General features: G+C 47.8%; 18 protein-coding genes. All 18 read right to left on the bottom strand.

The window, feature by feature from the left end:
* Window positions 1-15: 15 nt before the first annotated feature.
* The 18 genes from F3H20_RS00530 to murD all read right to left on the bottom strand — a co-directional run bounded on the left by F3H20_RS00530 (window position 16) and on the right by murD (window position 18,456).
* Complete coding sequence (locus F3H20_RS00530; protein ID WP_149733048.1) at window positions 16-1,191, bottom strand: phosphopentomutase; 1,176 nt, start codon at window positions 1,189-1,191, stop codon at window positions 16-18.
* Window positions 1,192-1,228: 37 nt separating this feature from the next.
* A complete protein-coding gene (xerD, locus tag F3H20_RS00525; RefSeq protein WP_091743637.1) occupies window positions 1,229-2,116 on the bottom strand; it encodes a site-specific tyrosine recombinase XerD in 888 nt (295 codons plus the stop codon).
* A 164-nt stretch (window positions 2,117-2,280) separates the two neighbouring features.
* Window positions 2,281-2,487, bottom strand: coding sequence for a hypothetical protein (locus F3H20_RS00520; protein ID WP_149733047.1), 207 nt, complete (start codon window positions 2,485-2,487; stop codon window positions 2,281-2,283).
* Between the two features lie 269 nt (window positions 2,488-2,756).
* Window positions 2,757-3,392, bottom strand: coding sequence for a stage II sporulation protein M (spoIIM, locus tag F3H20_RS00515; protein WP_149733046.1), 636 nt, complete (start codon window positions 3,390-3,392; stop codon window positions 2,757-2,759).
* 66 nt (window positions 3,393-3,458) lie between these two features.
* Window positions 3,459-4,649 (bottom strand): endonuclease Q family protein, encoded by a 1,191-nt coding sequence (locus tag F3H20_RS00510; protein ID WP_149733045.1) that lies wholly within the window; start codon window positions 4,647-4,649, stop codon window positions 3,459-3,461.
* Window positions 4,650-4,654: 5 nt separating this feature from the next.
* Window positions 4,655-5,182 (bottom strand): NUDIX domain-containing protein, encoded by a 528-nt coding sequence (locus tag F3H20_RS00505; RefSeq protein ID WP_149733044.1) that lies wholly within the window; start codon window positions 5,180-5,182, stop codon window positions 4,655-4,657.
* Window positions 5,183-5,486: 304 nt separating this feature from the next.
* Entirely contained in the window at window positions 5,487-6,224 is a 738-nt protein-coding gene (sigE, locus tag F3H20_RS00500; RefSeq protein WP_149733043.1) for an RNA polymerase sporulation sigma factor SigE, read from the bottom strand.
* Window positions 6,215-7,156 (bottom strand): sigma-E processing peptidase SpoIIGA, encoded by a 942-nt coding sequence (locus F3H20_RS00495; RefSeq protein ID WP_188128152.1) that lies wholly within the window; start codon window positions 7,154-7,156, stop codon window positions 6,215-6,217. Before F3H20_RS00495 ends, sigE begins: the two co-directional genes overlap by 10 nt.
* 229 nt (window positions 7,157-7,385) lie before the next feature.
* Window positions 7,386-8,432, bottom strand: a complete 1,047-nt coding sequence (gene ftsZ / locus F3H20_RS00490; RefSeq protein ID WP_149733041.1) for a cell division protein FtsZ — start codon at window positions 8,430-8,432, stop codon at window positions 7,386-7,388.
* Between the two features lie 226 nt (window positions 8,433-8,658).
* The gene (locus F3H20_RS00485; RefSeq protein ID WP_149733040.1) at window positions 8,659-8,988 is read right to left on the bottom strand and encodes a small basic family protein; all 330 of its coding nucleotides are present in this window, start codon (window positions 8,986-8,988) and stop codon (window positions 8,659-8,661) included.
* On the bottom strand, window positions 8,988-9,680 hold the full coding sequence (locus tag F3H20_RS00480) for a DUF881 domain-containing protein (RefSeq protein WP_149733039.1): 693 nt from the start codon (window positions 9,678-9,680) through the stop codon (window positions 8,988-8,990). The genes F3H20_RS00485 and F3H20_RS00480 overlap by 1 nt, the downstream gene beginning before the upstream one ends.
* Before the next feature lie 66 nt (window positions 9,681-9,746).
* Window positions 9,747-10,499, bottom strand: a complete 753-nt coding sequence (locus tag F3H20_RS00475; RefSeq protein WP_149733038.1) for a cell division protein FtsQ/DivIB — start codon at window positions 10,497-10,499, stop codon at window positions 9,747-9,749.
* Between the two features lie 234 nt (window positions 10,500-10,733).
* A complete protein-coding gene (locus F3H20_RS00470) occupies window positions 10,734-11,663 on the bottom strand; it encodes a D-alanine--D-alanine ligase family protein (protein ID WP_149733037.1) in 930 nt (309 codons plus the stop codon).
* 13 nt (window positions 11,664-11,676) lie between these two features.
* On the bottom strand, window positions 11,677-12,930 hold the full coding sequence (gene murA / locus F3H20_RS00465) for a UDP-N-acetylglucosamine 1-carboxyvinyltransferase (RefSeq protein WP_149733036.1): 1,254 nt from the start codon (window positions 12,928-12,930) through the stop codon (window positions 11,677-11,679).
* Between the two features lie 52 nt (window positions 12,931-12,982).
* The gene (gene murC, locus F3H20_RS00460) at window positions 12,983-14,368 is read right to left on the bottom strand and encodes a UDP-N-acetylmuramate--L-alanine ligase (RefSeq protein ID WP_149733035.1); all 1,386 of its coding nucleotides are present in this window, start codon (window positions 14,366-14,368) and stop codon (window positions 12,983-12,985) included.
* 304 nt (window positions 14,369-14,672) lie between these two features.
* A complete protein-coding gene (gene murG / locus F3H20_RS00455; RefSeq protein WP_149733034.1) occupies window positions 14,673-15,797 on the bottom strand; it encodes an undecaprenyldiphospho-muramoylpentapeptide beta-N-acetylglucosaminyltransferase in 1,125 nt (374 codons plus the stop codon).
* Between the two features lie 28 nt (window positions 15,798-15,825).
* Window positions 15,826-16,932, bottom strand: a complete 1,107-nt coding sequence (gene spoVE, locus F3H20_RS00450; protein WP_149733033.1) for a stage V sporulation protein E — start codon at window positions 16,930-16,932, stop codon at window positions 15,826-15,828.
* 165 nt (window positions 16,933-17,097) lie between these two features.
* Entirely contained in the window at window positions 17,098-18,456 is a 1,359-nt protein-coding gene (gene murD / locus F3H20_RS00445; RefSeq protein ID WP_149733279.1) for a UDP-N-acetylmuramoyl-L-alanine--D-glutamate ligase, read from the bottom strand.

The following is an 18,456-nucleotide window of genomic DNA, read 5'->3' as shown; positions in this document are numbered from 1 at the left end:
TCAACATATTGTCTTTTATAAGCTTTTTAGGAAGCTTTGTCCATAAGGCAACGACGGCAAGGAGAAATTCTCTGCAATGGTAGCCGCAATATCGGCAAAGGTAGTTCTAATCCCCAGATCAATCCCTGCGGCACCTGGATAATAGGCAATGAGCGGCACGTATTCACGGGTATGATCGGTACCGGCAGAGGTCGGATCACAGCCATGATCGGCGGTAATCAAGAGCAAATCGTCGGCCTGCCACTGAGGTAAAAGCAATGAAAGCTGAGCGTCAAACCGCTCCAGGGCTTTGGCATAACCGGTCGCATCGTTGCGGTGCCCATACACACTGTCAAAATCAACGAGATTGGCAAAAATCAGCCCCGGTTTCCCTGGCTGGCTGAGCAGATTGGCAAGATGACTCATCCCTTCATCGTTTGATTTGGACTTTAGGGACTGAGTCAGGCCCCGCTGGGCAAAAATATCACCAATTTTTCCAATACCAATTACTTGCTGTCCGGCATCCTTCAACCGATCCAGCACAGTGACTGATCCAGGCTCCAGACTGTAATCATGACGATTGGCGGTACGAGTGAACGCACCGGGTTCACCGATAAACGGCCGGGCGATAATCCTGCCTACGGCATGTTCACCGACGCAAACCTTGTCCCGGGCAATCTGGCAAAATTCATACAACTTGGATAAAGGAATAATATCTTCATGGGCGGCAATTTGAAACACGCTATCGGCCGAAGTATAGACAATCGGGTGGCCTGTCGCCATGTGCTGTGCGCCCAACTCGTCCAGAATGACCGTACCGGAAGCCGGTTTATTGCCCAGCACACTGCCACAGCCGGTGTATGTGACAAACCGCTCGATAACCTCCGCCGGAAAACCCTCGGGATACACAGGAAACGGTGTAAATACCGGGCAACCGGCCATTTCCCAGTGACCGCTGGTTGTATCCTTGGCCTTGGACAACTCGGCCATTTTACCAAATCCGGCTAACGGCTTAGCAACCGGATTAACTCCCTGAATAGGCGCGATACGGCCAAGGCCCAGTTTTTCCAAAACAGGCAGAAAAAGCCCGCCCTGCGAGCGGGCAATATTGGCAAGGGTGTTCACGCTGGAGCTATCGCCATAATCGGTTGCATCCGGCGAAGCGCCAATTCCGACACTATCCAGTACAATAATAATAATTCGTCTAAACATGTCCTGTGCTCCCCTTTATGTGTTTTCTTATTATGTATTATGCACGGGGATGGGCCTTATCATATACTTCCTTTAGCCGATTTTTGGTCACATGGGTATAAATCTGGGTCGTCGAAATATCCGCATGTCCCAGCATTTCCTGTACAGAACGCAAGTCGGCGCCATTTTCCAGCAAATGAGTGGCGAAGGAATGCCGTAGTGTATGGGGCGTAATCTGTTTGGTGATGTTGGCCTCCTGGGCATATTTCTTGATAATTTTCCAAAAGCCCTGACGGGTGAGGCGATTGCCGTGATGGTTGACGAACAGGGACGGTTCCTCATAGGTACGTACTAGCTTGGGGCGTCCTTTTGACATATAATCCTGAACGCATTTGGACGCAATCGAGCCAAGCGGTACAATCCGTTCCTTCGAACCTTTACCATAGCATTTTATATAGCCCATATCAAGGTTCACATCGGAAATATTGAGCGAAATCAGCTCCGATACCCGTATTCCCGTAGCATATAAAAGTTCCAGCATAGCTTTATCTCTTAAACCGGCCGGTAAAAAACTGTTAGGTTGTTTGAGCAGCTCTTCCACTTCACCAACCGTTAAAATTTTCGGAAGCTTTTTCTCCAGCTTAGGTGATTCTAAATGAGCGGCCGGATCTTTCTCCAGATAATGCTCTCTGACCAGATACTGATAAAAAGACTTTATTGCAGCCAAATTGCGGGAAATAGTAGATACGGCTCTCCCCTTAGTTTGAAGATTAGTTAAATAAGCTAGAATGGTATTACGGTTTGAATCCTTCAAAAACTCCATTTTACTATTTTCCAAATATTCCTGGAACTGGCGCAAATCACGTCCGTAGGACTCTAACGTGTTTTGCGCCAGCCCCCGTTCCACTGCCAAATAAGTAATAAACTCATTAACAAAGCCTTCCATTTTTACCACCCTTTTTTTCAGGTTTTCCGGTCAAGAAGTTAGCTGCACTGAATCGAACATAATTCATTATGTTATTCAACATAATCCTGGTTTTTCCTTTGTTTCCCTGTAAAATTAATGCATATTTACGATAATTTTGTAGTTTATTTGTCGATCAGGGAAATTCAGCTGCTATTTACCCTGTCACTGCATACCCTTAGCGGCTTCTCCAGCAACTGCTGACGATGTAAGTCCCTGTTTTCTGTTCCGGCAGACCAGACCATGCTGATAATCTGCAGAAGTACAAACACAAGGACAAGCAGGAAAATTGTACTCCGCAAAAGGATTTTTATCTTATGTAGTATTCCCGCCCTGCTAATAATAATTGTCATAATGCCCTCCCATTTCCGCAAACTTAGAACCTGTATTCAGTCATGGAAATGCTGGAGCGGCGAGTGATTTTTTCGTCAGACGAGGCAAATTTTCGTGGGCATAATGGGGTTATGTCAAGAAAATTTAACATAGTATGGCGGAAAAATCGCCGCCGATACAGCGTTTTTTTAATGGCTGAATACAGGTTCTTAACTTAATACTATAATTATTCGTTTGAAATGGGGATTATTCACAGAAATAGCAGGCAATCTACCAGACACTACGGTTTTTACCCGTTCAAAAACATATTGACAATCATCTTCATAAATACAGGTGAAATATATACTTCTACCAGGGCAGCCAGCAGCATAACGATGACCATGATCAGGCAAAGGCAGGAATAAGCAAAGGAAGCATACAACAAATTGCCGCTGCTATTTCCCTTCCGCTTTAAAAGCATCAGGGAAAAGTTCGTAGCCGCTACACTGGTAATGAAAACGGCGGGAATAACCAGAAAATTATGCGGCAAAACAGCGGCCAAAGCAAAGAGCAAACCCTTCACAATATATTCATTCACCAAAAATCCCACAGTAAAGCCAATAATAAAGCCCCGGGTAAACAAGATGAACAAAACAAAAGGAATGCCAACAATGGTAAAGCCCAGCAGCCACATCAGCCCAATGACTTTCGCGTTGTGAAACATGACAGTCCCCAGCAGTCCTGCCACATCTCCCTGCCCGCTTCCCAGACCGTTAAAAAAAATTTGCAGATATCCGGCCAGCTCCGCCTTTTGATCGGCAGGCAAAATTTTAACCGATAGGGCTCCCAGGACCACCCCGATAAGAAAAATAAGAATGGTAAAAAAATAGGCAACGGCATTGGCTCTTACATGCTGAATTAAATTTTGACGTACGTATCCCCACATAGGTTCTCCTCCCTGTCCATACCTGCTAAAATGTATGCCCGTCAGACAGGGATTATACCTATGCCTTCATTCTATGTTTAGTTTTCCATAAATGCCGCCGGCACCTTCCGTGATGCTGACAGAACCGCTACGGATTCTGGCAATCTGTCCGGCAATCGCCTTTCCAGCCACTCTTTCCAGTTCAAGCAGAGAAACCTGGTGCAGGATATTCATTTCTGTCCCGAACGAAGCGAGCAGTTTGCCAAGCGTTTTAGCACCCAGGCCTGGAATAAATTCCAAAGGAATTTGATAGAAATAAGGCGGCCGATACGCCGGATGCCTGGAACTTTCCCAGTCGGCGAGAATTTCAATCCGCTCCCGGACCCCGCGAACCACCTTCTTGCTGCCACAATGGGAGCAGATAGATTCGGGACCGCCAATTAGCTCGATACCGCTTTGCCCGCAGGCATTGCACAAATTACGGTGATATTTGCCCAGCCGGGGATCAAGACCGTAATTGGCGAGAATGCGGTTACTGCCGGTTCGCGCCAAAGCCGCCCGGAATTGACTAAAATCGGCCCTTTCCAGCAAAAAGGCGGTATACTCTCTGGCTATTTTTTGCGGCGAATGAGCGTCTGAATTAGTTACAAAGGAAAAGCCGGCTAACTCGGCCAACCGGTCAGCCATATCACTGTCGGCACTCAAGCCCAGCTCAATGGCACTAAGCTTTGCCAGCTCCCGATCGGACACCAGCTTTGACAACCGCTCACTACAAGCGCCGTAGAGGCTCTTAAACGGCGTAAACACATGAGCCGGAATAATGACAGCTTCAAAGGAAGCCGCAAGCTGCACCAGCTTCTGAAACGGCATATGGGCATTTTGGGTACTCAGCTCCACATTCTTTATATGACGTGACATATAACGCGAAAAGTCCCGCATCGCATCAAGATCAGGCAAATACACCAGAGTATGGGCCAGCCGGCCGTCGGCCTCCGCTGTCTCAATCTCAGCTCCCAGCAACAGCAGAGTCTTTTGTTCATACAGATAACCGCCGCCTCCTGCTTGTCTCAGCAGGCCTTGTTCCACCAGCCTTGTTACGTCAGCCATGACCAACGGCGACAGGGCATCGACAATGCCCACCAGTTGGAGTCCCTTGCGCGTGGTAGCCTCTACCAGGATATTTTCCACCGTCAAATGGCGTGAGGAAGGAATCTTTATCCACTTGCCGTCGGCCGTTTGTCCGACATGAATATGTAAATCCGCAAAAAACTGCCTCATCGCAGCTATAGGCCAGCCAGTAGCAGGCCGATGATGGTTTTGGCATCCTGAATCACACCGGTAACGACCATCTCCTTTAACTGTTCCTTACTGTAGGTTTCCACGTTGATAAATTCGTCCTCATCGGTATTCTGTTCGGTCATAACCAGATCCGTAGCCAAATAAATATGAATCACTTCATTGCTAAAGCCGGGCGTAGTATAAATGGCTGTCAACTTACGAATATGCCCCGACACATAGCCGGTTTCCTCCGCCAGCTCCCGTATCACACAAGCCTCTGGGGCTTCTCCCGGATCGAGCTTGCCGGCGGGAATCTCCAGCATAGTATCGCCAACCGGATACCGGTACTGCCGGACCATAACAATATCGCCGTTATCCAGTACCGGAACCACCGCAACCGCTCCCGGATGCTTGACGATTTCCCGGAAGGACTCCTTGCCATTGGGCAGCAGCACTCTATCTGAATATACCTTTAACAAACGACCGTCATAGACAAACTTCGAGTCTAAAAACTTCTCATCCAATGTCCTCACGTATTTTCCTCCTAGACTAGGGCATACTTCCAAACTGACGGAATGCTCCATGACGAGTGATTTTTACGCCAGAGGAGGTAACATTTCACCTGGATTGGCCCTATTTCCAAAAATGTTAACGAAGTATAGCACGAAAATCACTGTCAGGGGCGTTTCGGATAATTTGAAATACGCCCTCTGTACTTTACGGAATAAATTCCTTACCGGCAGCAAATCTCCTGCCAAAAGCTAAAAAGACTTGGCTTGTGCCAAGTCCCACAAAAGATAAAGAGCAAACAATGCCACTTTATTTAGTATACCACCACTATTCCATTTTGATAATCTCCTTGCGCAATCGCTTAATAATGCGTTTTTCCAGTCTTGAAATATACGACTGGGAAATGCCCAGCATATCAGCGACTTCCTTCTGGGTCAATTCAATTCCGTCCTGATTGAGACCGAACCGCAGCTCCATGATTTTACGCTCCCGGCCGGACAGCGTGTTCATCGCATGATACAACAGGTTTTTGTCCACTTCTTCCTCAATGGATTTATAGATAATATCATTTTCCGTCCCCAATACATCGGACAGCAGCAGTTCATTGCCATCCCAGTCAATATTAAGCGGCTCGTCAAAGGAAACTTCTGTCCGGGTTTTGCTGTTGCGCCGCAAATACATCAGAATTTCATTTTCAATACAGCGGGAGGCATAAGTCGCCAGCTTGATTTTTTTGACCGGGTCAAAGGTGTTTACCGCTTTAATCAAACCAATCGTGCCGATACTGACCAAATCCTCAATACCTACCCCGGTGTTTTCAAATTTTCGGGCAATGTATACGACCAGTCGCAAATTACGTTCGATAAAAATACTTTTTACCGCTTTGTCACCCTTTTGCAGACGGGTTAGGAGAAAAACCTCTTCATCATTGCTGAGCGGCGGAGGCAAGATTTCCGTACTGCCCACATAAAATACTTCGTCCGGTTTTAAGATGTGCAGGAATTGCAACAGAACAATAAATTTCAATTTTACTAACAACTTGAATTTGAGCCAATTTAAGCGCATACACTACCTGCCTCCCTAATCTTACTGCTAATAATGTGACTTTCCGCAAATATCCCGCCAGGCAGCAGTCCCCGGAAAGATTGATCTCCCGCCAATTCCGACGGATATATTCCAATAACCACGTCATGCACCTGAAATTCACGGTCCGGTGTCAGGATAGTAATCCGGTCGGGACGAAACCCCAATATCATACTACAGTCGCCCACGGAACGATAGGGAATGATCTGTACCCGTTGCAGCCAAACCCTATCCTTGCACTCGACAAAGTCAGACAGCCAACATTCCTGGGGTGTCTCACGCAAAAACTGAGCAGCCTGATCGCTCAAAATGCTCTTCAGTGCTTGGTAGTCAACGACAATGACAGGCGTTCTGCCAAGCAAGGTGCGCAAATGATTGCCTGTGTCCAATATAGCAGGGAGCTGAACTGTTTTCCCCGCATAATCAATAATCAGCTGATATAAGGAGCTTTTCGCTTCTATACGACTCAGCATCCGTTTAAAAACGAAATAAATCAGAAAAATTCCCAATACTAACCCGCCGCTCACCTGTTGCCAGGTGACACTCTGCAAAGCAAGCTGCGACCGTTCCAGCCACCCATGGTTTTGGATAAAATATAGCCAGCCCAAAATAGCTCCGCCTAAGAAAAAAGAGGCGGCATAAAAAACTCCTAAAAGTAATAAAAATGTTTTGACCGGCCTTTTGCCAAAACAAAGCAGCAGCAATACGGCAGAAACCAGCAATTTGGCCGGTATGGTATACAGAAGGTCAAAATTTGTGAAAACTTCCGCCAGTGAATATATGCTTCCGGCTGCGGCGGCCGCAAAAATACGCCAAAGCGAATAGGAAATGCCTGTTCCCCAGGCTGTCAGCAGAAAAAGTATACTGTTTACCAGGATATTAATTAGCAGCACAACATCTCCGTATATTTGCATAGCACCACCCTGCTTCCAGCCGGCCCACATAACCGCACAACTCTGAAAAGTTGGTAATCGCCAGCGTTATAGTCACTTAAAAAATATATGAGCGTAGTTTCTAATTTATTACCAGTATAGCAGGTCATCAACTGGAAAATTGTAATTTTATGGATGCTACCCAGACTCCAAATCCCCCCAAAATTCGAAAAAAAAATCAGCCCCTCAGGACTGATTTCTCCTCATTATACTATCGCCGCATCCAGGTCGGTATTTCCAAGTTGTTGGCCTTAAACGGTTCAATCGTAGTAGTTTCTAGCTTACCGGGAGTTATTTTGGCAGGTTTAGGGTCAAAGCCTGTGGCAATGACGGTAACCCGCACTTCATCCTGGAAGGCTTCGTCGATAACAGCGCCAAAAATGATATTGGCTTCCGGATCGGCCGCGCTGGCAATAATTTCAGCGGCAGCATTCACCTCATGCAGACCAAGATTGGTTCCACCGGTAATGTTAAGCAATACGCCGCGGGCACCCTCAATCGAGGTTTCCAAAAGCGGGCTCTTGATTGCCGTTTCGGCAGCCACCACGGCACGGTTATCACCAGAGCTGATACCAATCCCCATAAGAGCCGAACCGGTTTCGGTCATGATAGTCTTTACATCGGCAAAGTCCAAATTAATAAGCCCGGGCACCGCAATCAAGTCGGAAATCCCCTGTACGCCTTGTCTCAGTACATCATCGGCAATCCGAAAAGCTTCCATGATCGGCGTTCGTTTGTCCACAACCTGCATCAAACGATCATTGGGGATGGTAATCAGCGTATCCACTTTCTCTTTTAATTTGGCAATACCCCGCTCGGCCTGCGCCTGCCGGCGGCGGCCCTCAAAAGAAAATGGCCTGGTTACCACACCTACCGTCAAGGCGCCAACTTCCTTCGCACACTCGGCTACAACCGGCGCCGCCCCGGTTCCCGTACCGCCGCCCATACCGGCAGTAACAAACACCATATCGGCCCCTTTCAGCGCTTTGATAATATCTTCACGGCTTTCCTGAGCAGCCTTTTCCCCAACTTCCGGATTCGCGCCGGCCCCCAGCCCTTTTGTCAATTTTTCACCAATCTGAATACGGTATGGAGCCTGAGCGTGCAACAAAGCTTGAGCATCAGTATTTACTGAAACAAATTCCACTCCCTGCAAGCCGGACATAATCATGCGATTGACTGCATTATTTCCGCCGCCGCCAACTCCAATAACTTTAATCGCTGCAAAACGCTCCAAATCCATATCAAATTCAAGCATGTAAAGTTTCCTCCCTTAATAACTCACAGTAATCTACCGAAACTAAATCATCGTCAAATAGCAACTCTACTTTACAACGCATGTACGGTCAAGAGAGTTTTCTATAGGTTACGCTTTCTTCCTTATGTTTCAACAAAAGTAGCATTTTCCCTTTCTATTTGGAAAATAAATATAGATATATTTGCAAATAAACATAGATTGGGAAAAAATGCACATAACCAAATGACTATTTCTTTAAGAAATACCGTCGAAGAATGGCAAGGTTTTGAAAGATACGCAAACCAAAGGCCAGCAGCGCAACATAATATAAGTCAATTCCCAAGCGTTCACCCACATAAACCAGACCGGCAGCCAACAGGGCGTTAGTAAAAAAGCCGGTAATAAACACCGTATTGTCAAACTTTTCTTCCGCTCCGGCCCTAAGTCCACCAAATACTGAATCCAGCGAAGCCAGTAGCGCAATCGACATGAATTTTGCATATTCTTGAGGAATGCTGTAAGGAAACAATGTACCCAGGAGAATGCCCAGGATCAAACCCGCAATCGGCAGAAACATTATTTCACGACCTCCTTAACAGGCTTAGCCAGCTCATAATGCAGGGTGCCTTTATAGGCGGGAATAGTAACCAGTTCCTGCGGCTTAATGGTAATCTGAATACCCCAGAATTGAAGGGTCTCAACTACACCGCCCCGCATTTTCAATGCGTTTTCCAACGTCTGCGGATCACCAATGGCCCGTATGTCATAAGGCGGGGAATAGCGTACATTATTGACCGACAAAGTAGGTCCGGCGCAACGGATCTCCGAGCTGGCAATCAACCGCTGTTCATTGATCGACATAGCCTCGGCGCCAGCCGCCCACAGTTCATTGATTACCTTTAAAATATCGTCGTCATGAATCAAATACAGATTAGGATTTTCACCCGGTTTAGATACCCGTTTGCTGTCGTCGATGGTAATAATGATGCCAGGCCCCTCAACTGCCAATACACCGGCGCTCATCTTGATCAGTTCCGCTTCCTTTGAGCTCGCTTCACTTCCGGAAGCCTGGCGGAGTTCATGGACTTCTTTCAAAAGCCCGTCACGCTCTTTTTCCGTTTGAGCTAGTCGCTGCGATAAATCCTCCACTCTTTGATAGGGAATACTGGAGCGAATATCCTGAGTGGTACGAAATTGCACGGCCAGCATAACTCCTAACACAACGCATACAAATGCGATAGATACCTGTCCTTGTTTGATGGGAAGCATGCCAACACTTCCTTTCTTAAAATTAAATGATAAGTTCCTAACTTCATCCTTCCACCGGATGAAACACTACCGAAAACGGATAAAAGGCGAAGCATAAGTAAGATCAATATATTCGATTGACTTTGCATCCTTTACATCCTGAAGAATATCATTAGTTAATTTGGCTTTTTCCGGCAACCGGTCGCCATTACCCAGCCGGATATGCACGGAACTTAGCGTATAGGCGGTCATTTGTCCGGAAGGCTGAATGTTAATTTCCGACAGTTGGTTGAGCGTTTTCTCATTCAAGGCCGCCAGATAAATTAAAACAGACTGAATCAACGGATCATTGACCTTATCGCCAACATACCCGTTATCCAGCTTAGGTCCGGTTATCAGCGGCACATTCAACTGTTTTACGTTTTTATAAACGGCCAGAATCATTCCCTGCTTGTCCAGTTCAAAAAAACCGTAACTGCCGGCCACATACGCCAAAGGCTGACTCTCTTTGATGTTGATTACAATCGTGCTGGGATACCGCCGGGTAACCGCCACTTCGGCTACGCGCAGGTCTTTGGTCAGGCGGTGTTTTATCTCATCAACATCTAGCCGGAAAATATTCAGCCGTTCAGGAATATTGGCCACCCGGTGGATATCTTCCACCGACATGTACTTATTTCCCTCAACCACCACCGTGCCGATGGCAAACAGTGATGAGTTAATCAGCAAATAGCCCGCAAGCAGACAAGCGAATAACAGCAGCAAAACGGCAAATACTTTGGGCGGCAACAACCGTTGATCCAATGGCTGGCGCCTGTTCGACCTGTCTGACTTAAGCATATAACCCTCCTCCTGCTATCCGATATACATCCCAGTACCTTTTTAGAATGCCAAAGGATTATGAATACCGGAACAATACTAATCAAGGAATTCTAACAGTAATTATAATTATACAAAAAAAGTTTACAAAGATAAATAAAAATAAGAAAGACTCGGCCTTTACCAAATCACGGAATAATAGTAAAAGCCATAGTCTCTTAATGCCTATGCAATTGAACAGGAGCACAATAAGGCTTACTCCCCGGCCATTAACAGCAACCGTTCACATAAATCGGCAAAAGAAATTCCTGATGCTGCTGCGGCTTTGGGAACCAGGCTGGTGGCCGTCATTCCCGGAATGGTATTTACCTCCAGAACATAGGGCTGATTCGCTTTATCCAGCATGACATCGACTCTGGCAATGCCACGGCAGCCCAGTAGATTAAAGGCCTGCACCGCCACCTTTTGTAGTTTTTCCACCACTAATTCTTCAAGTGGCGCCGGTACGATATAGTCAGTAGCCCCAGTGGTATATTTAGAATGATAATCATAGCAGCCGGAGTGAGGAACAATTTCGATAATTGGCAGGGCTGCCGGACTTTTATTACCCCAGACGGCAATAGTGACTTCCCGTCCGTCAATAAACTCTTCAACAACCAGATTATCACTATAGGCAAAGGCTTCCTTGAGCGCCGCCGCCAACTTTTCCGCCTGGTCGACAATAGTTACGCCGATGCTTGAGCCTTGAGCGGAGGATTTCACTACTACAGGAATGGTAAAACCAGCCAAAATGGCTGCCGCCACCTCTTCGCCGTCACTGTATTTATTAAAAACTTGCGACCGCGGTGTCGGTATACCGGACGATAAAAACAGGCGTTTGGATATACTTTTATCCATGGCTACCGCACTGGCCAAAACCCCTGAGCCCGTATACGGTATGCCCAGCATCTCCAAGGTTCCCTGCAGCATGCCGTCTTCACCGAATTTCCCGTGGACCGCATTAAACACAACATCAACCTCGGCCTGCCGGATGTCATCAATAAATTGAGCAGGATCCAGTTCCAACCCCACAGCCTGATATCCTTTTGACCGAAGTGCCTGTAAAATGGCCTGCCCGGTCCGTAAAGATACCTCGCGCTCCGAGGAAGGACCTCCCATCACTACTGCGATTTTTTTAGTTTTCATAGTACGACACCTTCTATACTGATTTTACCCGAGCAATTTGAGCTCCTAGATTTCTTAAATTTTCCTCCAGATTTTCATATCCTCGGTCAATGTGATAAATTTGTTCAATTTCCGTGGTGCCTTCCGCGGCCAAAGCGGCTAATACCAAAGCGCCGCCGGCCCTAAGATCGGGAGCGGTTACCGCTGAGCCAGTAAGCTTAGATACACCGCGAATAACAGCCGTCCGGCCTTCCACCTTTATTTTGGCCCCCATTCGCATGAGTTCATCCACATGCTTGAAACGGTTTTCAAAAATCGTCTCGGTGACAATACTCGTTCCCTTGGCAATGGTCAATAGCGATAGAATCGGAGCTTGCAAATCAGTGGCAAAACCGGGATGAGGCAGGGTTTTTATATCAACACCGCGTAATTCCCTGCTTCTGACCCGGATCGACCGGGTTCCCACCTCGAGAACCGCGCCAATTTCCTCCAATTTATCGATAACCGAAAATAAATGTTCGGGAACCACATTCTCCACTACCACATCGCCACGGGAGATAGCACCGGCAATTAAGTAGGTGCCCGCCTGAATACGATCACAAATGATGGTATGTTCCGCCGGCTTAAGTCGTCGGACACCGTCAATCCGGATGGTGTCCGTACCGGCACCGCTGACTTTTGCACCCATTTTATTGAGAAATGACTGCAAATCATAAATCTCGGGTTCACGGGCGGCATTACAAATAATAGTAACTCCTTCCGCCAGCACGGCCGCCATCATTGCATTTTCCGTAGCACCCACACTGGGAAAATCAAGATAGATTTCTCCCCCTGACAAGCTGGCGGCTTCGGCGTCAATATAGCCAAATTTCTCTTTTACCACTGTCCCCATTTTTTCTAAGGCCTTCAAGTGCAAATCGATCGGCCTGTGTCCAATTGCACAGCCACCGGGATAAGAAAGCCGGACTTTATGGAAGCGGCCCAGTAAAGGCCCCATTAAAAAAACGGAAGCTCTCATTTCCCGCATCAAATGCTCCGGCACCTCATTCTTATGTATGGCCGTTGTATCGATGACTAAGGTGCGTCCTTCCCATGTGATTTTGGCCCCTAAAAGCCGCATAATCTCCTGCATGGCATTAATATCGCTTAGACAAGGTACATCATGAATAACGCTGACTCCCGAACATAGCAGTGTTGCCGCCATAATCGGCAAAGCCGCATTTTTCGCACCACCGACCCGGATGGTGCCGTTAAGTTGTACTTCTCCCGTGACGACAAACTTCTCCATCGTCTTCCCTCCCAGAAAAGTACAATCACCCTCTACATTATATATAATAGTTTCACTTGCACTCCTGCCGCTGGACAAGCTTTTCAACAAGTTCTTCTCCCGCCAAATAGATATTTCCCGCCCCCATCGTAATCACCAGGTCACCGGACTCCACAATTTCGCTAAGGTAACGGGCTATTTGATTCCGATCAGGAATATAAATGACTTTTTGCCCGGTCTGCGCCTCGATTTCATCCTTCAAGGTCTCTCCCGTAACGCCGGGAATCGGCTTTTCACCAGCCGAATACACATCGGTCAGAATCAATAAATCCGTCGCTGTAAACGCCTGCCCGAATTCCTTGCGCAGAAAATCGGTGCGTGAATAGCGGTGCGGCTGAAAGGCGCAAATCAATCGCTGCGGCTTGGTCTGCCGGGCAGCTTTCAAGGTTGTGCTGATCTCGGTCGGATGATGGGCATAATCATCAACAATCCAAACGCCGTTTATTTTCGCCTTGGTCTGAAAGCGGCGTTTAGCGCCCCGGAAAAGTGCCAGCCCTTCGGCAATCCTGTCAAAAGGCAGTCCGGTAACCAATCCGGTCACTACAGCCGCCAGAGAATTGGCCACGTTATGTATGCCCGGCACCGCCAATTTTATCGTTCCCAGCAGATTTTCCCGGTGATACACATCATACGATGTGTTGGCTCCCTGCATGGAAATGTTGCGCGCTGTATAATCGGCGGGATGGTCCAGTCCATAAGATATGATTTTCCGGTTAACCAGCGGGCTGATTTCACGGATATAAGCATTATCAAAACACAATATGCCGGTCCCGTCCTCCGGCAATCTATGCAAAAACTTCACAAAAGTTTGCAATATGTTATCCATACTTTTGTAATAATCCATGTGATCATTTTCGATGTTGGTGACTACCGCCACAGCAGGGGTAAATTTCAGGAAGGAACCGTCGCTTTCATCCGCCTCGGCAACCAAATATTCCCCTTTGCCGAGTTTGGAGTTACCACCAATATAATCAAGGTCACCCCCGATAATGATCGTAGGATCCACCGCCGCCTTTTCCATCATAACCGCAATCATGGAAGTGGTCGTTGTCTTACCGTGTGCTCCGGCAACCGCAATACCCCGGCGCTCATTCATCAAGGCCGCCAGCACATCGGAACGATGGAATATCGGAATGCCTAGTTCCTCCGCTTTTTTCAATTCCGGATTATCGGCGGCAATGGCGGTCGAAACGACAAGCGCCTCGGCATCCCGGACATGCGCCGCATCGTGTCCTTGATAAATTGTCGCACCATGTATCTCCAGACGCTTAGTTACCTCGGATTTGGCCACATCAGAGCCAGTGATACAGTACCCCTTCTCCAGGAGAACTTTGGCAATGGCACTCATGCCCGCACCGCCGATACCAACAAAATGGAATTTTTTAATCGTATTTAACAAAAAGAATTCACTCCTTTCTTGTGAATGCTGCCGGCCCTTATCATCTGCCGGGAAAACATTCACAGTCAGCCAGCCCTTAGAACAGAGATTGGTTAGTGCCTCATCCGGCAAGAACATGAAGTACATTTCCGACCTTTTTTATCGCCAGGCTTCGTTTGCGTCGGCTTACATATGTCCGATATGCTCGCCTCCTCCGCCAAAGCCTGACAACAAAAATTCTCGGCACTCTACCCCATAACCCCGCTGGATGAGGCACTGGCGATATGCGTATCTTATATTATGCAATAATCGGTAATATGGTTACTTATGAGTGCTTACCGGCGGCCAAATTCACTGCAGCCCTGGCGATTTCAACGGCCGCCTCCGGCCGCCCCAGCGCCTTACTGGCCACGGCCATATCGCTTAATACCGCCGTATTTCCCATAATCCGTTCAATGACGGCAATAAGTTTGTCCCCATTTAGCTCATTGTCACGAATCACTACGGCAGCACCGCTATGTTCCACCGCCCTGGCGTTATGCTCCTGATGATTTTCGGCCGCATAAGGATAGGGCACTAAAATAGCGGGGATTCCCCGCGCCGTCAATTCAGCAAGGCCGATAGCACCTGCCCGGAATATGGCAAGATCGCAACAGGCCAAAGCCTGCGGCATATTATACAGATAGGGCTTGATGATAATATTACCACTGTTTTTTTCATCTATACCGTATTTCTTTAAATTTCCAACTATGTTATTATACTCGCTCTGTCCGGTAACATGCAATAGCTGGATATCCTCCCGTCCGGCAAAATGGCGGTGTACGGAAAGCATAGCTTGATTAATGCTGCGGGCACCCCGGCTGCCGCCCGATATCAGCACGGTACGCTTCTGGGCAGATAATTCCAACGCCGCCACGCCTTCCTCTCTGGTGGCGGTCATCACTTCGGAACGGATAGGATTACCGCTGACAAGAATTTTTTTCTGACTGCCTGGACTAAAATACCGGACCGATTCCTGATAGCCGACCGCAATTTTGTCGACAAACCGGGCCAGAATCCGGTTGGTAATCCCCGGTATGACATTCTGCTCCTGAATCATGGTAGGAATCCCCAGCAAGCTGGCCGCCAGCAATACGGGGCCACAAACATAGCCGCCTGTGCCAATCACAATATCGGGCTTAAACTCCCGGATAAGCTGCATAGAACGCCAGACACTGCCCGCCGTACTGCAAAGATTTTTAATATTTGCCCAGGAAAGCCGGCGTTCAAAACCTTTTACCGAGATCAGTTCCAAACGAAATCCCTCTTTGGGTATGATATCCGCTTCTAGTCCCTGTTGTGTCCCTACAAACAAAATTTCACAGGGTCCAAGCTGCTCCATGGCCCTGACAATCGTAAGGGCGGGATAAATATGACCTCCGGTCCCCCCGCCTGACATCATCACACGCATATAAAAATTAAGCCTCCCGCAAACATTTTTATTCGAGACTTACATACCGTGAAATATTGAGCAATATGCCCACCCCGGATAGCGTAAAAATCAGCGCCGAACCGCCAAAACTTAAAAAAGGCAGCGGGATGCCCGTTACAGGCATGGAAGCCGTAACCACGGCAATATTCATCAGTGCCTGGATGGTAATCATGGTCGTAAGTCCTGCTGCCAGCAAACTGCCGTATACGTCCGGCGCCGAGATTGCCACCTTATAGCCGCGCCAGGCAAATAGAAAAAACAGCAGGATAACGGCTAGCGTACCGATTAGGCCAAGCTCTTCGGCTAAAATAGCAAAGATAAAATCAGTATGAGGTTCCGGCAAATATAAAAACTTTTCCCGACTCCGTCCCAGACCTACGCCAAACAAGCCGCCTGATCCAATGGCATATAACGACTGGATAATATGATAACCTGTATTCAAAGGATCAGCCCAGGGATCACTGAAGGCAATCAACCGCTTCAACCGGTACGGCTCCACCAAAATAGCCACAACCACACCGGCCACACCGGTTAACCCCAGAGATGCCAAATGGGTGACTTTAGCACCGGCGGAAAAAAGCAGAATAAATACCGTCGCACCAATAGCCAGCGCCGTTCCCAGGTCAGGTTCCTTCAAAATCAGACCGAACACCAGCATTAGTACGGCCAGATTAGGAACAACACCCTTCATAAAGCTGTTTATCTTGTCCTGACTGCGGGCCAGACTGGTGGCACAGTAAAGAACCATGCTTAATTTGGCAATTTCCGACGGCTGAAGGTAGAGCGAGCCAAAACCGAGCCAACGGCGCGCACCGTTTACCACCCTCCCCAGCCCCGGCACCAGCACCAGCACCAGCAGTACCAAGGTTGCCAACAAAATAGGCTTCGCCAGCTTACGCCAGACATGATAATCAATATTCATGGTGAACAGCATGGTTACTATTCCTAACGAAGCCCAAATCAACTGCCGTTTCAGGAAATAATAGCTATCGTCAAAATTCACATAGGCGGAAATCGCGCTGGAGCTATATACCATGACGACTCCAATTCCCAATAATGCTATAATGGCGAAAAAAATAACATAATCAGGAGATTTTGGCCTGTTCACCTGCATTCCTCCTTAGAGTGTGTTTTCAAGCTATTCGAACGGTCCCATAACGGCGCTTTTTTACATCATACTTGGCTATTTTATTGGAATAACACTATTATTCCAATAAATTTTGCCGTGCCTGATCCACTCACTCGTCCTGGGGAGCATTCGGTTAGCTTGAAACACACCCTAGGACGAAAGTCTATGTACCAATTCTTTAAACACGCGGCCCCGTTCTTCATAATTTTTAAACATGTCGTAGCTTGCACAGGCCGGCGATAACAATACTACCTGATGCGACTGTGCCAGATTGTGTGCCATTTGTACCGCCGCCGCCATACTGTCGGCCCGCTCAATATGTTCTACCTGGTGCTCCCGGGCAGCCTGGGCAAAGCGATCACCAGCCTCGCCGATTAAAATCAGACAATCGACTTTTTCCTTAACTAGCTTCATAAACTCAGTCAAATCGGTATGTTTATCCCGGCCGCCGGCCAGAAGAATCACATGGCCGCGAAAAGCCTCCAAGGCCTTGATGGAGGATTCGGGATTGGTAGCCTTCGAGTCATTATAATAAGTGACCTGCCGAACAGTTGCCACTCGTTCAATCCGGTGTTCGACGCCTTCAAAGCGTCCCAGTACCGTAGCCATGTCGGAAACTGCAACACCGGCAAAAAAAGCCACTCCACAGGCAGCTAAAGCATTTTCCACATTATGGCTGCCGATAATCCGCAGCGTATGAATAGAACAGACCGGATAAGCCTTGTTCTTCCAGGCAATGGTAATCATGTCGCCTTTTAGAAAAACGCCCTGTGCCAATTCCGTTTTCCGGCTGAAATACACAACTTGCGACACAGCTTTATTCATCATGTTCCGTACCAGCGGATCATCGTAATTGGCCACCACATAATCCTGAGAAGACTGGTTGGTAAAGATCCGGCTTTTCATAGCCATGTAATTTTTCATCGTCTTATGCCGGTCAAGATGATCGGGAGTTACATTCAGCACGGCGGCAACAACCGGACGAAAGGTCCTGGCGCCTTCCAACTGAAAACTCGATATCTCGGCCACCACCAGATCCTTGTCTGTTACGTCTTCGACCTCCAGCGATAAGGCCTTGCCGATATTGCCGCCTACCACTACCCGTTTGCCGGTGGTCTTAGCCATTTCCCCCACCAAAGTGGTGGTTGTGGTTTTCCCATTCGTTCCGGTAATAGCCAGTATGGGCGCCGGGCATAACCGGTAGGCAACTTCCACTTCACTGATAACCTCTACCCCTTGCTGCTCGGCAGCTAAAACTAGGGGACTATAAATAGATATTCCCGGTGAAACAACTATATAATCAAAATCGTTCACCAAAATTTCATTTTGTTGCCCCAGCGCAAGTTTAATGCCCTGTTGCTGCAGGCTTCCGACCCGGTCGCCCAGTTCGTCAAGCGTTTTCGTATCCTGTAAGGTAACAAGGGCCCCTTTTTTCTGCAATATTTGGGCTACAGCCACGCCGCTGACGCCAGCCCCTGCCACCAACATTCGTTTTCCTGCAAAACTCAC

The sequence above is a fragment of the Propionispora hippei DSM 15287 genome, from assembly GCF_900141835.1.
Lineage (GTDB): Bacteria > Bacillota > Negativicutes > Propionisporales > Propionisporaceae > Propionispora > Propionispora hippei.
This window is presented reverse-complemented; position numbering and strand designations above follow the sequence as displayed.

Bases quoted from the DNA above. Each gene is read 5' to 3' on its own strand.
- murG (WP_149733034.1), bottom strand. From the start codon at position 15,797: ATGCGTGTGATGATGTCAGGCGGGGGGACCGGAGGTCATATTTATCCC.
- murA (WP_149733036.1), bottom strand. From the start codon at position 12,930: ATGGAGAAGTTTGTCGTCACGGGAGAAGTACAACTTAACGGCACCATC.
- xerD (WP_091743637.1), bottom strand. From the start codon at position 2,116: ATGGAAGGCTTTGTTAATGAGTTTATTACTTATTTGGCAGTGGAACGG.
- F3H20_RS00485 (WP_149733040.1), bottom strand. From the start codon at position 8,988: ATGTTTCTGCCGATTGCGGGTTTGATCCTGGGCATTCTCCTGGGTACA.
- F3H20_RS00470 (WP_149733037.1), bottom strand. From the start codon at position 11,663: ATGAAAACTAAAAAAATCGCAGTAGTGATGGGAGGTCCTTCCTCGGAG.
- F3H20_RS00495 (WP_188128152.1), bottom strand. From the start codon at position 7,156: ATGCAAATATACGGAGATGTTGTGCTGCTAATTAATATCCTGGTAAAC.
- F3H20_RS00480 (WP_149733039.1), bottom strand. From the start codon at position 9,680: ATGCTTCCCATCAAACAAGGACAGGTATCTATCGCATTTGTATGCGTT.
- sigE (WP_149733043.1), bottom strand. From the start codon at position 6,224: ATGCGCTTAAATTGGCTCAAATTCAAGTTGTTAGTAAAATTGAAATTT.
- F3H20_RS00530 (WP_149733048.1), bottom strand. From the start codon at position 1,191: ATGTTTAGACGAATTATTATTATTGTACTGGATAGTGTCGGAATTGGC.
- ftsZ (WP_149733041.1), bottom strand. From the start codon at position 8,432: ATGCTTGAATTTGATATGGATTTGGAGCGTTTTGCAGCGATTAAAGTT.
- F3H20_RS00520 (WP_149733047.1), bottom strand. From the start codon at position 2,487: ATGACAATTATTATTAGCAGGGCGGGAATACTACATAAGATAAAAATC.
- F3H20_RS00510 (WP_149733045.1), bottom strand. From the start codon at position 4,649: ATGAGGCAGTTTTTTGCGGATTTACATATTCATGTCGGACAAACGGCC.
- spoVE (WP_149733033.1), bottom strand. From the start codon at position 16,932: ATGCAGGTGAACAGGCCAAAATCTCCTGATTATGTTATTTTTTTCGCC.
- F3H20_RS00475 (WP_149733038.1), bottom strand. From the start codon at position 10,499: ATGCTTAAGTCAGACAGGTCGAACAGGCGCCAGCCATTGGATCAACGG.
- spoIIM (WP_149733046.1), bottom strand. From the start codon at position 3,392: ATGTGGGGATACGTACGTCAAAATTTAATTCAGCATGTAAGAGCCAAT.